Origin of the sequence: Streptomyces brevispora (genome assembly GCF_007829885.1) — a bacterium.
GTDB lineage: Bacteria > Actinomycetota > Actinomycetes > Streptomycetales > Streptomycetaceae > Streptomyces > Streptomyces brevispora.
This window is the reverse complement of the sequence record NZ_VIWW01000001.1, coordinates 127,217-143,471: the sequence shown is the minus strand read 5'-3', so window position 1 is coordinate 143,471 and position 16,255 is coordinate 127,217. Positions and strand designations below refer to the sequence as shown.

General features: G+C 68.5%; 14 protein-coding genes and 1 riboswitch. Of the genes, 11 read left to right on the top strand and 3 right to left on the bottom strand.

The genetic code is table 11. From position 1 onward, the window contains the following. Positions 1-51 precede the first annotated feature (51 nt). From FHX80_RS00710 to FHX80_RS00670, 9 genes are all read left to right on the top strand, one after another. On the top strand, positions 52-2,547 hold the full coding sequence (locus FHX80_RS00710; protein WP_145762303.1) for a mannose-1-phosphate guanyltransferase: 2,496 nt from the start codon (positions 52-54) through the stop codon (positions 2,545-2,547). A 155-nt stretch (positions 2,548-2,702) separates the two neighbouring features. Beyond that, positions 2,703-3,626 (top strand): DUF881 domain-containing protein, encoded by a 924-nt coding sequence (locus FHX80_RS00705; RefSeq protein WP_145762302.1) that lies wholly within the window; start codon positions 2,703-2,705, stop codon positions 3,624-3,626. Continuing rightward, a complete protein-coding gene (locus FHX80_RS00700) occupies positions 3,623-3,955 on the top strand; it encodes a small basic family protein (protein WP_003970459.1) in 333 nt (110 codons plus the stop codon). The genes FHX80_RS00705 and FHX80_RS00700 overlap by 4 nt, the downstream gene beginning before the upstream one ends. Positions 3,956-3,960: 5 nt before the next feature. Next, a complete protein-coding gene (locus FHX80_RS00695; RefSeq protein WP_145762301.1) occupies positions 3,961-4,752 on the top strand; it encodes a DUF881 domain-containing protein in 792 nt (263 codons plus the stop codon). 190 nt (positions 4,753-4,942) lie between these two features. Continuing rightward, the gene (locus tag FHX80_RS00690) at positions 4,943-5,722 is read left to right on the top strand and encodes an FHA domain-containing protein (protein WP_145762300.1); all 780 of its coding nucleotides are present in this window, start codon (positions 4,943-4,945) and stop codon (positions 5,720-5,722) included. A 17-nt stretch (positions 5,723-5,739) separates the two neighbouring features. Continuing rightward, on the top strand, positions 5,740-6,483 hold the full coding sequence (gene ftsR / locus FHX80_RS00685; protein ID WP_145762299.1) for a transcriptional regulator FtsR: 744 nt from the start codon (positions 5,740-5,742) through the stop codon (positions 6,481-6,483). Between the two features lie 53 nt (positions 6,484-6,536). Beyond that, on the top strand, positions 6,537-7,010 hold the full coding sequence (locus tag FHX80_RS00680) for a bifunctional nuclease family protein (RefSeq protein WP_006123076.1): 474 nt from the start codon (positions 6,537-6,539) through the stop codon (positions 7,008-7,010). A 283-nt stretch (positions 7,011-7,293) separates the two neighbouring features. Then, positions 7,294-7,797, top strand: coding sequence for a MerR family transcriptional regulator (locus FHX80_RS00675; protein ID WP_375884616.1), 504 nt, complete (start codon positions 7,294-7,296; stop codon positions 7,795-7,797). Between the two features lie 93 nt (positions 7,798-7,890). Beyond that, positions 7,891-9,366, top strand: coding sequence for a DNA polymerase IV (locus FHX80_RS00670; protein WP_145762297.1), 1,476 nt, complete (start codon positions 7,891-7,893; stop codon positions 9,364-9,366). On the opposite strand, the gene FHX80_RS00665 is transcribed toward FHX80_RS00670, so the two are convergent. Continuing rightward, positions 9,291-9,659, bottom strand: coding sequence for a PRC-barrel domain-containing protein (locus tag FHX80_RS00665; RefSeq protein ID WP_145762296.1), 369 nt, complete (start codon positions 9,657-9,659; stop codon positions 9,291-9,293). The genes FHX80_RS00670 and FHX80_RS00665 overlap by 76 nt on opposite strands. 114 nt (positions 9,660-9,773) lie before the next feature. Then, a riboswitch (glycine riboswitch) is annotated at positions 9,774-9,870 on the top strand. A gap of 194 nt (positions 9,871-10,064) precedes the next feature. Between FHX80_RS00665 and gcvP the strand changes: the two genes are divergently transcribed. Further along, a complete protein-coding gene (gene gcvP, locus FHX80_RS00660; RefSeq protein WP_145762295.1) occupies positions 10,065-12,950 on the top strand; it encodes an aminomethyl-transferring glycine dehydrogenase in 2,886 nt (961 codons plus the stop codon). A 97-nt stretch (positions 12,951-13,047) separates the two neighbouring features. Here the strand turns inward: gcvP and FHX80_RS00655 are convergent, their stop codons facing one another. Both FHX80_RS00655 and FHX80_RS00650 read right to left on the bottom strand, forming a co-directional pair. Then, entirely contained in the window at positions 13,048-13,254 is a 207-nt protein-coding gene (locus tag FHX80_RS00655; protein ID WP_123528417.1) for a DUF5999 family protein, read from the bottom strand. A gap of 316 nt (positions 13,255-13,570) precedes the next feature. Next, positions 13,571-14,164 carry a hypothetical protein gene (locus FHX80_RS00650; RefSeq protein ID WP_145762294.1) on the bottom strand — a complete coding sequence of 198 codons (594 nt, stop codon included), beginning with the start codon at positions 14,162-14,164 and terminating at the stop codon, positions 13,571-13,573. A 481-nt stretch (positions 14,165-14,645) separates the two neighbouring features. Here FHX80_RS00650 and FHX80_RS00645 point away from each other — a divergent pair, with 481 nt between their 5' ends. Further along, on the top strand, positions 14,646-16,151 hold the full coding sequence (locus FHX80_RS00645) for a glutamate-cysteine ligase family protein (RefSeq protein WP_145762293.1): 1,506 nt from the start codon (positions 14,646-14,648) through the stop codon (positions 16,149-16,151). Positions 16,152-16,255 lie beyond the last annotated feature (104 nt).

Sequence of the window (16,255 nt, the reverse complement as noted above, 5' to 3'; positions counted from 1 at the left end):
GACGGGTGAAGTCGGCTAGACCGTCGTCTCTTCGAGGAGGACGTTTCCGACATGAAGGCCGTCGTGATGGCAGGTGGTGAAGGCACTCGCCTTCGCCCCATGACCTCAAGCATGCCCAAGCCACTCCTGCCCGTAGCCAATCGGCCGATCATGGAGCATGTGCTTCGGCTGCTCAAGAGGCACGGGCTCAATGAGACGGTCGTGACCGTCCAGTTTCTCGCGTCTCTGGTGAAGAACTACTTCGGAGACGGCGAAGAGCTCGGAATGGAGCTCACCTACGCCAACGAGGAGAAACCGCTCGGTACCGCGGGCAGCGTGAAGAATGCCGAAGAGGCATTGAAGGACGACACATTCCTCGTCATCTCCGGTGACGCGCTCACCGACTTTGATCTCACCGACCTCATCGCCTTCCACAAGGAAAAGGGCGGCCTGGTCACCGTCTGCCTCACCCGTGTTCCGAATCCACTCGAATTCGGGATCACGATTGTGGACGAAGCGGGCCAGGTCGAGCGGTTCCTGGAGAAGCCCACCTGGGGGCAGGTGTTCTCGGACACCGTCAACACAGGCATTTACGTGATGGAGCCCGAGGTCTTCAACTACGTTGAGGCCGATGTATCCGTGGACTGGTCCGGAGACGTCTTCCCGCAGCTCATGAAGGAGGGCAAGCCCATCTACGGCTATGTCGCCGAGGGCTACTGGGAAGACGTGGGTACGCACGAGAGCTATGTCAAGGCCCAGGCCGACGTTCTCGAGCGCAAGGTCGACGTGGAGATCGACGGCTTCGAGATCTCGCCCGGTGTATGGGTGGCCGAAGGCGCGGAGGTACATCCTGACGCGGTACTCCGCGGGCCCCTGTACGTCGGTGACTACGCCAAGGTCGAGGCCGGGGTCGAGATCCGTGAACACACGGTCATCGGGTCGAACGTCGTCGTGAAGAGCGGGGCGTTCCTGCACAAGGCCGTGGTGCACGACAACGTGTACATCGGTGACCACAGCAATTTGCGTGGCTGCGTGATCGGAAAGAACACCGACATCATGCGCGCGGCCCGGATCGAGGACGGCGCCGTCATCGGCGACGAATGCCTCGTCGGCGAGGAATCGATCATTCAGGGCAACGTCCGCGTCTACCCCTTCAAGACCATTGAGGCCGGCGCCTTCGTCAATACCTCGGTGATCTGGGAGTCGCGCGGACAGGCCCACCTCTTCGGGGCGCGCGGTGTCTCCGGGATCCTGAACGTCGAGATCACACCGGAACTGGCAGTCAGACTGGCCGGTGCGTACGCCACGACCCTGAAGAAAGGCTCAACGGTCACCACCGCACGTGACCACTCCCGTGGGGCCCGGGCGCTGAAGCGAGCGGTGATCTCGGCGCTTCAGGCCAGTGCCATCGATGTCCGTGACCTCGAGAACGTACCGTTGCCCGTGGCACGCCAGCAGACCGCACGCGGCAGTGCCGGCGGAATCATGATCCGGACGTCGCCCGGCGTCCCCGATTCCGTCGACATCATGTTCTTCGACGCAAGCGGAGCGGACCTCTCCCAGGCACAGCAGCGAAAGCTGGACCGTGTCTACGCCCGGCAGGAATACCGTCGTGCGTTCCCCGGGGAGATCGGGGACCTCCACTTCCCGTCCAGTGTCTTCGACTCGTACACCGGATCGCTGCTGCGGAATCTGGACACCACGGGAGTCGCCGACGCAGGGCTCAAGGTCGTCGTCGACGCCTCCAACGGCAGCGCGGGCCTTGTTCTGCCCAGCCTGCTGGGACGGCTCGGTGTGGACGCGCTGACCATCAACCCCGGCCTGGACGAGTCACGCCCGACGGAGTCCGCCGAGACCCGCCGGTCGGGGCTGGTGCGACTCGGGGAGATCGTCTCCTCGGCGCGGGCGGCCTTCGGTGTCCGGTTCGACCCGGTCGGCGAACGGCTTTCCCTGGTCGACGAGCGGGGGCGGATCATCGAGGACGACCGGGCACTGCTGGTCATGCTCGACCTCGTCGCCGCCGAGCGGCGCAGTGGGCGGGTGGCGTTGCCGGTGACTACTACCCGCGTTGCCGAGCAGGTGGCCGCGTACCACGGCACCCAGGTCGAGTGGACGACGACATCACCCGACGACCTGACCCGGGTCGGGCGCGAGGAAGGCACCATCTTCGGTGGAGACGGACGCGGCGGTTTCATCGTTCCGGAATTCAGCAGCGTCTTCGACGGCTCGGCCGCTTTCGTACGGCTGATCGGGCTGGTTGCCAGGACGCAGCTCACACTCAGCCAGATCGACGCACGCATCCCGCGTGCCCATGTCCTGCGCCGTGACCTGGCGACCCCGTGGGCAGTGAAGGGGCTGGTGATGCGCCGCGTCGTCGAGGCCGCCGGAGACCGTGATGTCGATACGACGGACGGTGTGCGGGTCGTCGAGACGGACGGACGCTGGGTGATGGTGCTGCCGGACCGGGCGGAAGCGGTCACCCATCTGTGGGCGGAAGGGCCGGACGACGCCTCGGCACAGGCCCTCCTGGACGAGTGGTCGGCGATCGTCGACAGCGCAGGTCACTGAGGAGCCCGGCCACTGCGGCGGCGGTAGAACGCCGTCGCAGCGGCGCCGGACGGTCAGCGGTTCCCCCGGCCTGCCGAAGTAAGCGGGTCGACGGTTCCCGGCTGACCGATGGGGCCATTCGGCGGTAGCAACTGCGACGTGCGACGATGTGCGGCATGCCGCAGCAGCCCCCCGATCGGAGTAATGCCTCGCCGCCCGCGCGTCCCGACGCGTCCATGTCGCTGCTGACCAACGTGATGGACCACAGCCTGGACGACGGATACGCCGAGGCATCGGCTCGTCGCAAGGCCGACGGCCGTGCCGGAATGCCCCGCACGCTCAAGGCGAAGCTCGGCTTCGCCGCTTGCCTTGTGCTGGCCGCGCTCGTTGTCACGCTCGGCGCCGCGCAGGCACGGGTGTCGGCACCGGTCCTCGCCAAGGAACGCGAGGAGCTGATCGACCGCATCGACGCGGAGACCTCCGCGGCAGACACTCTCGAGGCACAGGTCGAAATGGTCCGCGACGACGTCGGCAGGCGTCAGCGCAAGGCTCTGGAGAAGCACGGCGGGGACCAGACGGAACTGGTGGCTCTGCTCTCCGGCGCGACGCCCGTGCACGGGCCCGGTGTGAAGCTGGTCGTCGACGATGCGAAGAACACCGACCAGGGCGGTGGGGGACCGCGTGAGACCAGCAGCTTCTCCGACACCGGACGGGTCCGGGACCGGGACATGCAACGGGTCGTCAACGGGCTGTGGCAGTCCGGTGCGGAGGCGATCGCCATCAACGGGCAGCGGCTGACCGCCCTGTCGGCGATCCGCGCCGCGGGCGACGCCATACTTGTCGACAACAAACCGCTCGTGCCGCCCTACTCGGTGCTCGCGGTGGGCGACGGGAAGAAGCTCAGCGCCGCCTTCCGGGACAGCGCCGACGGACAGTATCTGCAAGCGCTGAAGGACACCTTCGACATCAGGTCGAGCATCTCCGCCGAGGAGAACGTGAATCTCCCTGCCGCCCCGAGCCTGATCGTACGGACAGCAGAGCCATATAAGGCCGCAGACACCGGCAGTGGTGCGGCAGACACTGGGAAGGGCACATCGTGATCGCCGTACTGGGCCTCGTCGTGGGAGTCGTGGTCGGACTGTTGGTCCGGCCCGAAGTGCCGGCGGTGGTCGAGCCCTATCTCCCGATCGCCGTCGTGGCCGCCCTCGACGCGGTCTTCGGTGGCCTGCGTGCCATGCTCGACGGCATTTTCGTCGACAAGGTCTTCGTGGTCTCGTTCCTCTCGAACGTGGTCGTGGCCGCCCTGATCGTCTTCCTGGGTGACAAACTGGGCGTCGGCGCCCAGCTCTCCACCGGTGTGGTGGTCGTCCTGGGCATCCGGATCTTCTCCAACGCCGCCGCCATCCGTCGGCACGTCTTCCGGGCCTGAGGCCGATGAGCAACGACGACGAATTCACCGGCGGCCGGGAACAGCCCGGCGAGCAGCCCGTGGACGCCCCCCAGGAGCTCACCGGACGACAGCGGCTGATCGCCGGGGTCTGGCCGCCGCGGATCACCCGCGCCCAACTCATCGTCGCGGTGCTGCTGTTCGTTCTCGGCCTGGGACTCGCCATTCAGGTGCGGTCCAACAGTGACAACAGTGCCCTGCGCGGCGCCCGCCAGGAGGACCTGGTCCGCATCCTCGACGAGGTGGACGACCGTTCGCAGCGCCTGGAGGACGAGAAGCAGCGCCTCGAGAACCAGCGCACGGAGTTGGAGAACAGTTCCGACCAAGCGGAGGAGGCCCGCAAGCAGACAGTCGAGAAGGAGCGTCAACTCGGCATCCTCGCGGGCACTGTGGCGGCGCACGGCCCCGGGATCACCCTTACGATCAATGACCCGGGTGACGCCGTGGAGGCGGACAAGCTGCTCGACGCCCTGCAGGAGCTCCGGGCAGCCGGCGCGGAGGCGATCGAGGTCAACGGCGTGCGGGTGGTGGCCAATACGTACTTCTCCGGCGACGGCGGCGCGATCAAGGTCGACGGGCGGAAGATTTCGGCTCCGTACGTCTTCAAGGTCATCGGAAAGCCGCAGGATCTGGAACCGGCGCTGAACATCCCAGGCGGGATCGTGCAGACGCTGGAGAAGGAGCAGGCCACCGTGCATGTGTCGCAGGCCGAAGACATTGTCGTGGACGCCTTGCGACCGGCGGAGCGGCCTGGCTACGCTCGGTCGTCGGCCCAGTGAACCCGGGACGCGTGGGCGTCGAGGTACACGGGCAGGAGGTTGCGGGGGGTCGCCGCATCGTATTCGTGGTGCGTGGTGGAAACTGTCGAGTGGATACGGACGTTGTGAAGATGTCCGGGTCGGCAGGTGTGTTCATTCAGGGTTCGTCCTGCCCCACGGGCGGGTCTGTTTCGGTCAAGGGGAATCGCCCGTGAAGTTGTTTGGGAAGTTGTTCGGCAAGAGCGCACGCGATGAAGCTGCCCGCCATCGCGCACCGCGCCATGGCCAAGCCGATGAGCAGGGCTCCGATCGCCCGCTCTTCCGCGATCAGGTGACAGGTTCGGAGGGTGACAATTCCGGCGCGTCGTCTGTTGACCCTGCCGGTCCCGGCCGCATAGGTTTCGGAGAACCGTCAACCTCAAGTACGGGTGGAGGGTTCACCCCGAGGCAGGAGGGTTCGTCCATGCCGGTCTGTACGAGGTGCGGCCATCGCAATGCCGAAGCCAGTCGTTTCTGCTCCAATTGCGGCGCGCCGCTGAGGGGCGGGGTTCCCGAGCGGGCCGCGGAGACGACATCGACCATCTCCATCTCGGGCCTTGAGGCCTACGAGGCGGAGGTGATGGGTCAGACGTCCGTGCCGTCGCTCTCGCCCGAGGCCCAGGCCGCTGTGGACGCTCTGCCGCTCGGCTCGGCGCTCCTGGTGGTGCGGCGTGGTCCGAATTCGGGCAGCCGCTTCCTGCTGGACAGCGAGCTGACCACGGCCGGCCGCCACCCGCAGAGCGACATCTTCCTCGATGACGTGACGGTGTCGCGCCGTCACGTGGAGTTCCGCCGGGGTCCGGACGGCAGGTTCACGGTCGAGGATGTCGGCAGCCTCAACGGCACGTACGTCAATCGTGAGCGCATCGACTCCGTCGCGCTGTCCAGCGGCGACGAAGTGCAGATCGGTAAGTACCGGCTGGTCTTCTACGCAAGCCAGCGGGCCATCTGACCCGTCAGGGAAGGTCCATGCTGAGAACACCGACGGGCGGTGCCGGAAACGGCACCGCCACCGCCGACGACCGCCCGATGAGCATCGGCACGGTGCTCGTGCAACTGCGGGACGAGTTTCCCGAAGTCACGATCTCCAAGATCCGCTTCCTGGAAGCGGAGGGACTTGTCGAACCACAGCGGACGCCCTCCGGCTACCGCAAGTTCCGCCGAGGCGACGTCGAGCGGCTGGCTCAGGTGCTGCGGATGCAGCGGGACCACTATCTTCCGCTGAAAGTCATCCGCGAGCACCTGGAGGCCGTTGCCAGGGGCGAGCAGACGGCCCTGCCGGCCCCGGACGGCGAGCGTGATCTCATCGACGGCAGCTGGACCGGCGGGCAGGGCAGGGCCACGGTCGCCCGTATCGGCCGGACCGAACTTCTTGCTGCCGCAGAGGTCACCGAGAGCGACCTCGACGTCTGGGAGTCGTACGGCCTGGTCGTTCCGGCGGCCGACGGCGGATACGACGCCGAGACGGTCACCATTGCCAGACTTGTCGCGGATCTGGGCCGATTCGGTCTGGAACCGCGGCATCTGCGCGCCATGCGAGCAGCGGCGGACCGGGAGGCCGGACTGATCGAACAGGTGGTCGCTCCGCTGCGCCGGCACCGGAATCCGCAGACCAGAGCCCATGCCGAGGCCACTGCGAAGGAGCTCGCGGAACTCTCTGTACGGCTGCACTCGGCCCTCGTACAGACCGCGCTCCAGGTCCGGCTTCACTGATCCTGGTGGGGCCCGACTACCCAAACCTGCCGAGCACGTCCTAGGGTTGCTGTGTGAACGAGCTCGACGTTGTGGGTGTCCGGGTGGAAATGCCCTCCAACCAACCGATCGTGCTCCTGCGTGAAGTGGGAGGCGACCGGTACCTCCCCATTTGGATCGGTCCTGGTGAGGCGACTGCGATCGCCTTCGCTCAGCAGGGCATGGCTCCGGCCAGGCCGCTGACCCACGACCTCTTCAAGGATGTGCTCGAGGCCGTCGGCCAGGAGCTCACCGAGGTCCGGATCACGGACCTTCGTGAAGGGGTCTTCTACGCGGAGCTGGTCTTCGCGAGCGGAGTCGAGGTGAGTGCGCGGCCTTCCGACGCCATAGCGCTCGCCCTGCGCACCGGAACGCCGATCTACGGCAGTGACGGGGTGCTCGACGACGCGGGAATCGCGATTCCGGACGAGCAGGAGGACGAGGTGGAGAAATTCCGTGAATTCCTCGATCAGATCTCGCCGGAGGACTTCGGCACGAACAGCCAGTGACGTCCCGAGGGGGCGCGTAGTCAGCGCATCCGACAAGCCTTTCCCGGTCGAGGGCCACGGGAAACCACCCTCAGGGTGATTATCACTCGGCGTGCCGAGTGTGGCGATCGTTGACGCACCCCGGGTGACTGCCTACCTTCGAGTGGGCAGGTCAAGGACGGAGGTCGGCGTGAGCAGCAGCGGCGACGGTGCGGCAGTGGGTGGGCCGTATCCGCAGCAGGGGAGTACAGCCGACCACACCATCAGGCAACCGGCTGCGCCGGCTGCGGTGGCGGGGGACGGTATGGCATCGGCCAAGGACATCGGCTATCGCGGGCCGACGGCATGCGCGGCGGCGGGGATCACCTATCGGCAGCTCGACTACTGGGCGCGCACGGGCCTCGTCGAACCGAGCGTCCGTCCGGCCTACGGATCGGGCACACAACGGCTCTACAGCTTCCGGGACGTCGTCCTGCTGAAGATTGTGAAGCGCTTCCTCGACACCGGGGTGGCCCTTCAGAACATCCGCACCACGGTCCAGCACCTACGGGCCCGCGGTTTTCAGGATCTGGAACGCATGACGCTGATGAGCGACGGAGCGACCGTCTACGAGTGCTCCTCGCCCGCCGAGGTCGTGGACCTGCTCCAAAGGGGCCAGGGCGTCTTCGGCATCGCCGTGGGGGTGGTGTGGCGGGACGTCGACGCCGCACTGTCACAGCTGCACGGGGAGCGCGTGGACACCGGCGAGACGCTGATCGGGAACAACCCCGCCGACGAGCTCGCCCGACGGCGCAACCGGGCCGGCTGACCGGGTGGGATCACGGACGGGCCCGGGGGATCCCGGGCCCGCGAGCCGTCGTCGTCCGGCGATTGTCAGTGCCGTAGGGCAGCATCGATTGATGTGAGAGCCGCGCCGACCATCCTGCATCTGGACATGGATGCCTTCTACGCCTCTGCGGAGCAGGCGGCGAAGCCGAGTCTGCGCGGCAAACCGGTCGTGGTGGGCGGTCTGGGGCCCCGCGGGGTCGTCGCCACCGCCTCGTACGAGGCCCGGCGTTTCGGGGTCCACTCGGCCATGCCGATGGCGCAGGCCAGACGCCTGGCACCGAACGCCGCCTATCTGGTACCGCGCTTCGCGCTGTACCGGACCGTGAGCGACCAGGTCATGGAGCTGCTGGGCCGGCTCTCGCCGCTGGTGGAGCCGCTGAGCCTGGATGAGGCCTTCGTCGACCTGGAGGCCGGTGGCGTAGCGGACGACTCGGCCTCGGCGCTGGCGATCGGTGAGCAGCTGCGTGAGGCGATCGAGGCGGTCACCGGACTCAGCGGCTCCGTCGGCCTCGCGGGGTCCAAGATGCTGGCCAAGATCGCCTCCGAGGAGGCGAAGCCCGACGGGATCCTGCTGATAGAGCCGGGCACCGAGCGGGATCTGCTCGCGCCCATGCCGGTACGCACGCTGCCCGGCGTCGGGCCGGCCACCGCGGACCATCTGCGCCGTGCCGGGATGACCACGGTGAACGACCTGGCCGAGGCCGGCGAGGCGGAGCTCGTACGGCTGTTGGGCAAGGCGCACGGCGGCTCACTGCACCGGATGGCTTCCGGCCGGGACGACCGGCCGGTCGTCGCCGAGCGGGACGCGAAATCGGTCTCGGTCGAGGACACCTTCGACACGGACCTGCACGACCGGGTCCGGGTCAGGAGCGAGGTGGAACGGCTCGCCGACCGGTGCGTCCAGCGGCTGCGGGCGGCGGCGCGCTCGGGCCGGACCGTGGTGCTGAAGGTGCGGCGGTACGACTTCTCCACTCTGACCCGGTCCGAGACGCTGCGCGGGCCCACCGACGACCCCACGGTGGTCCGGGAGGCCGCGGCGCGGCTCCTGGAGTCCGTGGACACCACCGGGGGAGTGCGGCTGCTGGGCGTGGGCGTCACCGGGCTGGCCGACTTCACCCAGGAGGACCTGTTCGCGCAGGCGGCGGACGAGCGGACCGCCGTCGGGCTTGCCGGGAGCGCGGAGGCGGCAGCGGTGGCCGGGGCGGACGCCGGTACGGATGCGGGCCCGACGACGGTGCCCGAGGAGCCGGAGCAGGAGAGCGCCGAGCAGCTTGCCGCCCGGCGCTGGCCGGCCGGACACGACGTACGGCATGACACCTACGGTCACGGCTGGGTGCAGGGCAGCGGGGTCGGCCGGGTGACGGTGCGCTTCGAGGAGCCGGAATCGGCGCCCGGCCGGGTGCGTACGTTCCGTATCGACGATCCGGAACTCCAGCCGGCCGATCCGTTGCCGCTCGTGCGGAACCCGGCCGACTACTCGTCCTGGCCGGCCAGCCTGCCGAAGTCCCGGTCCGGGCCGGTCGCCGCCGGCGGGGTGTCCAGACCGTAGTGCCGGTAGAGCTGGAGTTCCTGTTCCGGCGAGAGATGCCGGCCGACCCCGAAGTCGGGTGCGTCCTTGATCAGTGCACGGTCGAAGGGTATGCGCAGGACCTCCTCGACGAATTCGCTGGGCTCCAGCGGGACGAAGGCGTCCCGGCTGAAGAGTCCCGTACGTACGGCCGCCCATTCGGGTACGCCGGTCGCGTCGTCGAGGTACACCTCGTCAACGGTTCCGATCTTGGTACCTTCGCGGTCGAACGCCTTGCGGCCGATGAGGCTGCGCGGATCTATATCGGTCTGCACGTTCCCTCCCAGGGGTCGTGGCTACTCCACAGGCACTACAAAAGTGCAGATCCGTGTGGTTGGCCACTCGAGAATTCCGCCGGGAACCCCGCTGGTAGGCTGGGAGGCGGCTGCTTACCCCGTGCGGGAGAGTCCTCCGGATCGAATCCGGAGGCGCCGAAGGAGCAAATCCTCCCCGGAATCTCTCAGGCCCCCGTACCGCACGGACGAGGTCACTCTGGAAAGCAGGGCGGGTTCCGTAAGGCCGTGTGCCGAGGCGGGTCCCTCCCTCACCGACGGTGAAAGCCGGTGCGCGCAGTTGGCACCGGTGAAGCTCTCAGGTTGAGATGACAGAGGGGGAGGCCGTTCGGGCACCCCGCGCCGTGGTGCCCCTCGCAGGTCGTGACAGACCAGGAGGCCTCCACCATGACCCCCCGTCGCACTTCGCTCTCCCAGTTGGAACAGGGAATTCCGTTCGAGCAGCGCCATATCGGTCCCGATGAAGCGGCGCAGGCGAAGATGCTCGCCCAGGTCGGTTACGGCTCGCTCGACGAGCTCACCGCGGCCGCGGTGCCCGATGTGATCCGCAGCGCGGAGGCGCTTCAGCTGCCGACGGCCCGTACCGAGGCCGAGGTACTGGCCGAACTGCGCGTGCTCGCCGACCGCAACCAGGTGCTGGCCCCGATGATCGGGCTCGGCTACTACGGCACGTTCACCCCGCCGGTGATCCTGCGTAACGTGATGGAGAACCCCGCCTGGTACACGGCATACACGCCGTACCAGCCGGAGATCTCCCAGGGCCGCCTCGAAGCCCTGCTGAACTTCCAGACGATGGTCGCCGACCTGACCGGGCTGCCCACCTCGGGTGCCTCGCTGCTCGACGAGGGCACCGCCGCCGCCGAGGCGATGGCGCTGGCGCGGCGCGTCGGCAAGGTCAGGAACGGCGTCTTCCTGGTCGACGCGGACACCTTCCCGCAGACCGTCGCCGTGATCAGGACCCGTGCCGAACCGACCGGTGTCGAGGTCGTCGTCGCCGACCTCGCCGACGGCATCCCGGCCGAGATCGCCGAGCGCGGCGTCTTCGGCGTACTGCTGCAGTACCCGGGCGCCTCCGGAGCCGTACGCGACATCAGGCCCGTCATCGAGCAGGCCCACGAGCTCGGCGCGATCGTCACCGTGGCCGCCGATCTGCTGGCACTCACCCTGCTCACCTCGCCCGGTGACCTCGGTGCGGACATCGCCGTCGGTACCACGCAGCGCTTCGGCGTGCCGATGGGCTTCGGCGGACCGCACGCGGGCTTCATGGCCGTGCGCGAGAAGTTCGCACGCAGCCTGCCGGGCCGCCTCGTCGGCGTCTCCGTGGACGCGGACGGCAACAAGGCCTACCGGCTGGCCCTCCAGACCCGCGAGCAGCACATCCGTCGCGAGAAGGCCACCAGCAACATCTGCACCGCCCAGGTACTGCTCGCCGTGATGGCCGGCATGTACGCCGTCTACCACGGCCCGGACGGGCTGCGGACGATCGCACGGCGCACCCACCGGTACGCCGCGATCCTGGCCGAGGGCCTGCGCGCCGCCGGTGTCGACGTCGTGACCGGCTCCTTCTTCGACACGCTCACCGTCCGGGTCCCGGGCCGGGCCGCGGAGGTCGTCGCCGACGCCCGCGAGCGGGGTGTGAACCTGCGGCTCGTCGACGGCGATCTCGTCTCGTTCGCCTGTGACGAGACCACCACCCGTACGGAGATCGCGTCCGTCTGGGCGGCCTTCGGCGCCGCCGGTGACATCGAGGCGCTGGACGCCACGACCGCCGAGGCGCTGCCCGAACAGCTGCTGCGGTCCGACGCCGTACTGACTCACCCGGTCTTCCACCAGCACCGTTCCGAGACCGCGATGCTGCGCTACCTGCGCCGGCTCGCCGACCGCGACTACGCGCTGGACCGCGGCATGATCCCGCTCGGCTCCTGCACCATGAAGCTGAACGCCACCGCCGAGATGGAGTCGATCACCTGGCCCGAGTTCGGCGCGCTGCACCCCTTCGCGCCGGCCGAGCAGGCGCAGGGCTTCCTGACGCTCATCCGTGAGCTGGAGGAGCGACTTGCCGAGGTCACCGGATACGACGCGGTCTCCATCCAGCCGAACGCCGGCTCGCAGGGCGAGTTCGCGGGGCTGCTGGCCGTCCGGGCCTACCACCGTGCCAACGGCGACGAGGCGCGGACCGTCTGCCTGATCCCGTCCTCCGCACACGGCACCAACGCCGCGAGCGCCGTGATGGCAGGCATGAAGGTCGTCGTGGTGAAGACCGCCGACGACGGTGAGGTCGACATCCAGGATCTCCGTGCCAAGATCGAGCAGCACCGCGACGAGCTTGCCGTGCTCATGATTACTTACCCGTCGACGCACGGTGTCTTCGAGGAGCATGTCGCCGACATCTGCGCCGAGGTGCACGACGCGGGCGGTCAGGTGTACGTCGACGGTGCGAACCTCAACGCGCTGGTCGGCCTCGCCAAGCCAGGCCACTTCGGCGGCGACGTCTCGCACCTGAACCTGCATAAGACCTTCTGCATCCCGCACGGCGGCGGCGGCCCCGGCGTCGGCCCGGTCGGTGTGCGCGCGCACCTGGCGCCGTACCTGCCGAACCACCCGCTGCAGCCCGCCGCCGGTCCGGAGACCGGGGTCGGCCCGATCTCGGCCGCTCCGTGGGGATCGGCAGGCATCCTGCCGATCTCCTGGGCGTACGTACGCCTGATGGGTGGGGAAGGCCTGAAGCGTGCGACGCAGGTCGCCGTACTCGCGGCCAACTACGTCGCCAAGCGGCTTGAGCCGCACTACCCGATCCTGTACAACGGCCCGGCCGGACTGGTCGCGCACGAGTGCATCGTGGACCTGCGGCCCATCTCCAGGGCGACCGGCGTCAGCATCGACGACGTGGCCAAGCGGCTCATCGACTACGGCTTCCACTCGCCGACCATGTCGTTCCCGGTCGCGGGCACGCTGATGATCGAACCGACCGAGAGCGAGGACCTCGCGGAGCTGGACCGCTTCTGCGACACGATGATCGCCATTCGCGGCGAGATCGAGAAGGTTGCCTCCGGAGAGTGGAGTGCGGACGACAACCCGCTGAGCAACGCCCCGCACACGGCGGCCGCGCTGGGCGGCGACTGGGAGCACGGCTACAGCCGTGAGGTGGCGGTGTTCCCGGCCGGGGTCACCGCCGCGGACAAGTACTGGCCGCCGGTGCGCCGGATCGACGGTGCGTTCGGTGACCGCAACCTCGTCTGCTCCTGCCCGCCGCTGGACGAGTACGACAACTGACGAAACCGGCGACATGGATGTCGCCACATGACGCGAAACTGCGTCGGGGCCGGTGCGGAGATCTCTCCGGGCCGGCCCCTCTCCGTACCTGCCGCGGTCAGGCGGCCTTCATCACCCGGCCCGTTCCCAGTGGCCGGTGCGGCGCGATGATCTGCCCGTCCGGGAGCAGCTCGCCGGTGTCCTCGAAGAGCAGGACACCGTTGCACAGCAGGCTCCAGCCCTGTTCCGGATGGTGCGCCACCAGGCGGGCTGCCTCCCTGTCGGCTGAGTCGGCTGTGGGGCAGGGTGGCTGGTGCTGACACATGGCTGGGTTCTTTCGCTGCGTTGAGTTGAGTGTCCTGCGGCTTGAAGAGGTGTTCATGGCCGCCCCCCGTATCGATCGGTCCGGTCCCAGTGTTGCCCCACGGGCGTCAATCCGCAGGGATTTCGCAGCAGCGCTTCTTCTCCTCCCATGACGCGTCACCCGGGCGGACGGTTCAACGCAACTGCCCTGTCACTTCGGGTGGTTCGGGGTGGCCGGATGGGGCTAGTCCGGATGGGTCGTGGATGCGCCCCCGCGGCACTGTGCCCCGCCACCGGAATCGGCGGCGGGGCACAGCGAAGTGGAGGGCGGCCGGGGCTCAGGCCGGGGAGCCGAGCAGGGGGCCGGGGCCGGGCGTGATGCGGGTGGTGATCACGGGAAGCAGATCGGAGACCCGGTGCGGACGATGCGCCGAGATACCCGGTGGGGCGGGAGCCAGCGGTACCAGCAGATCGGCCGGGGCGGGTGACCCGCCGGACGCGTCGGCCTCGGTGTCCTCGTGCAGCCACAGTGCCAGCATGTAGAGCTCGGGAATGGACAGCAGCCTCGGCTGGTAGGGCGTGCTCGCCGCCTCCGCCTGGCGCAGGGCGAGTTCGGTCGAGGCGATGTAGGGGCCCTCGAAGAAGTGCGAGAAGGCCCAGCCGTCCGGGGTGAGCATGGTGTCCGCCGCGGCGACCGCCCGCTCCGCACTGCGGATCTGGAAGCGCCAGGCGGCGAGCCGGGTGGTGGGAGCGAGCCCGCCCGGTCGGATGCGGTCCAGGACATGGACGGGGAGCGGGTGCTCCGGGCTCAGAGGTCCCGGAGCGGACCGCAGGGCAGGGGTACGGGCCTCGCGGACCGCGGTGGGTGAACCGAGCGCCGCGAGTACGCTTCTCAGCGCGGGCGCGGGAGCCGGGGGAACATGCAGCGGCATAGTGGGTCGCCTCTCACTTCGGAGACACGGTGGAGCGTGGGCGGGTGCAGACGGCGCTGTCGGCATGCGGGGCCAGAGGAGGCCGGTGACTGAGCCGGTGCGTCAACTCTCTGCCTCGTCCCGGAGTTTATACGACACGTGTTCACGCGGTGATTCCACTAGCCGTCGCGGCTATTGTCGACAAGACGGTATCCGGACTTAATTATGCGGAGATTATGCTGATTCGGTGCGAGCGGCGCAGCCGCCGCCTCGGGTTTTTCCGGCGACGCGGTAGGCCGAAACGCGTCGGTGCTTTCCTGGCGCACGGAACGGCGGAAACTATGCCCTGCGTCATGCCGAGTGAATGTGCCCCGGGCCGTGTCCATCAGATTAGCGGGTGCGCACCGCCCGCGGGGCGTTATGGATCACCCTGGCTGGGCATTATCGATCGTGACGCGAGCGGCCTGGGCCGCGGGCTGCCCACTCGAGGAGGGACCCTTCGATGGGGGAGAAGATCGTGGCGGGCGCCTTCGACCTGTCCGATCGGCAGAGGTACCGGCGGAAGCTCCACCAGTGCCTGGAGGGGCTGGAGAGACTCCTGGCGGAGCGGAGATTCGACCGTCCGCGCAACCTCATGGGCATGGAGATCGAGCTGAATCTGGCGGGCTCCGACGGCATGCCGAGGATGATGAATGGACAGGTTCTGGAGCGCATCGCGAGCCGAGATTTCCAGACGGAACTCGGGATGTTCAATCTGGAAGTGAACATTGTTCCCCACCATCTGGACGGACGCGTTCTCGATCAGCTGGCCGAAGAGCTGCGGACCGGTCTCGGATATGCCGACCGGAAGGCCGGCGAGGTCGATGCCGGGATCATGATGATCGGAATACTTCCCACGGTCGGCAGCGCCGACATGGTCCGCGCGAACCTCTCCGCCGTGGACCGCTACGCGCTTCTGAACGACCAAATGGTGGCGGCGCGCGGCGAGGATTTCTCCCTTGATATCGAAGGCGTGGAGCACTTGGTCTGCACCTCCGGTTCGATCACGCCGGAAGCGGCCTGCACCTCGGTCCAGCTGCATCTGCAGGTGACCCCGGAACGCTTCGCGGACGTGTGGAACGCCGCCCAGGCCGTTGCCGCGGTCCAAGTGGCCCTGGGAGCCAATTCGCCCTTCCTGTTCGGCCGGGAGCTGTGGCGGGAGTCGCGTCCGCCGCTCTTCCAGCAGGCCACGGACACCAGGCCGCCCGAACTGCAGAACCAGGGGGTGCGCCCGAGGACCTGGTTCGGGGAGCGGTGGATCGGTTCCGCGTACGAACTCTTCGAGGAGAACCTGCGCTACTTCCCCCCACTGCTGGCCATCTGCGAAGAGGAGGACCCGCTGCGGGTCCTCGACGAGGGCGGGGTGCCCCGGCTCCAGGAACTCATCCTGCACAACGGCACGGTCTACCGCTGGAACCGGCCGGTGTACGGGCTGTCGGGCGGCGTCCCGCACCTCCGGGTGGAGAACCGGGTGCTGCCCGCGGGACCGACCGTCGCCGACGTGATCGCCAACACCGCGCTCTACTACGGGCTCGTGCGGGCCCTCGCCGAGGAGTCCCGTCCGGTGTGGACCAGAATGCCGTTCACCGCCGCGGCCGAGAACTTCGAAACCGCCTGCCGCCGGGGCATCGACGCCGAGCTGCTCTGGCCCCGGCCCGGCCGCTCCGGCGGACTGACCCGGGTGCCGGCCGTCGAGCTCGTACGGGACGAACTGCTGCCACTGGCCGCCGCCGGGCTCGACGCGTGGAACATCGAGCCCGCGGACCGCGACCGCTACCTCGGGATCATCGAGGAGCGCTGCAAGCGGCGGACGAACGGGGCGTCCTGGCAGGCGGACACCTACCACCGGGCGCGGGAGGCCGGACTGGGGCGGGACGCTGCGCTCGCCGCCATGACCCGCCGGTACGCCGAACTGATGCAGGACGGCGAACCCGTGCACAGCTGGCCGGTGGGCGTCCCGGGGACGTGAGCGGGCGGGGCCCGACCCGACCGGACACTGCCGGTAAATGGCACAGCGCCCCTACCGGGACGGCCCCGCCGACCGCGCACGCTCACCCGTGCCGCGCGGCCTCC

What these genes read in the sequence shown, in the direction of transcription:
- FHX80_RS00710 (WP_145762303.1), top strand. Translation starts at nt 52, where the DNA reads ATGAAGGCCGTCGTGATGGCAGGTGGTGAAGGCACTCGCCTTCGCCCC.
- ftsR (WP_145762299.1), top strand. Translation starts at nt 5,740, where the DNA reads ATGCTGAGAACACCGACGGGCGGTGCCGGAAACGGCACCGCCACCGCC.
- FHX80_RS00675 (WP_375884616.1), top strand. Translation starts at nt 7,294, where the DNA reads ATGGCATCGGCCAAGGACATCGGCTATCGCGGGCCGACGGCATGCGCG.
- FHX80_RS00650 (WP_145762294.1), bottom strand. Translation starts at nt 14,164, where the DNA reads ATGCCGCTGCATGTTCCCCCGGCTCCCGCGCCCGCGCTGAGAAGCGTA.
- gcvP (WP_145762295.1), top strand. Translation starts at nt 10,065, where the DNA reads ATGACCCCCCGTCGCACTTCGCTCTCCCAGTTGGAACAGGGAATTCCG.
- FHX80_RS00705 (WP_145762302.1), top strand. Translation starts at nt 2,703, where the DNA reads ATGCCGCAGCAGCCCCCCGATCGGAGTAATGCCTCGCCGCCCGCGCGT.
- FHX80_RS00655 (WP_123528417.1), bottom strand. Translation starts at nt 13,254, where the DNA reads ATGTGTCAGCACCAGCCACCCTGCCCCACAGCCGACTCAGCCGACAGG.
- FHX80_RS00695 (WP_145762301.1), top strand. Translation starts at nt 3,961, where the DNA reads ATGAGCAACGACGACGAATTCACCGGCGGCCGGGAACAGCCCGGCGAG.
- FHX80_RS00645 (WP_145762293.1), top strand. Translation starts at nt 14,646, where the DNA reads ATGGGGGAGAAGATCGTGGCGGGCGCCTTCGACCTGTCCGATCGGCAG.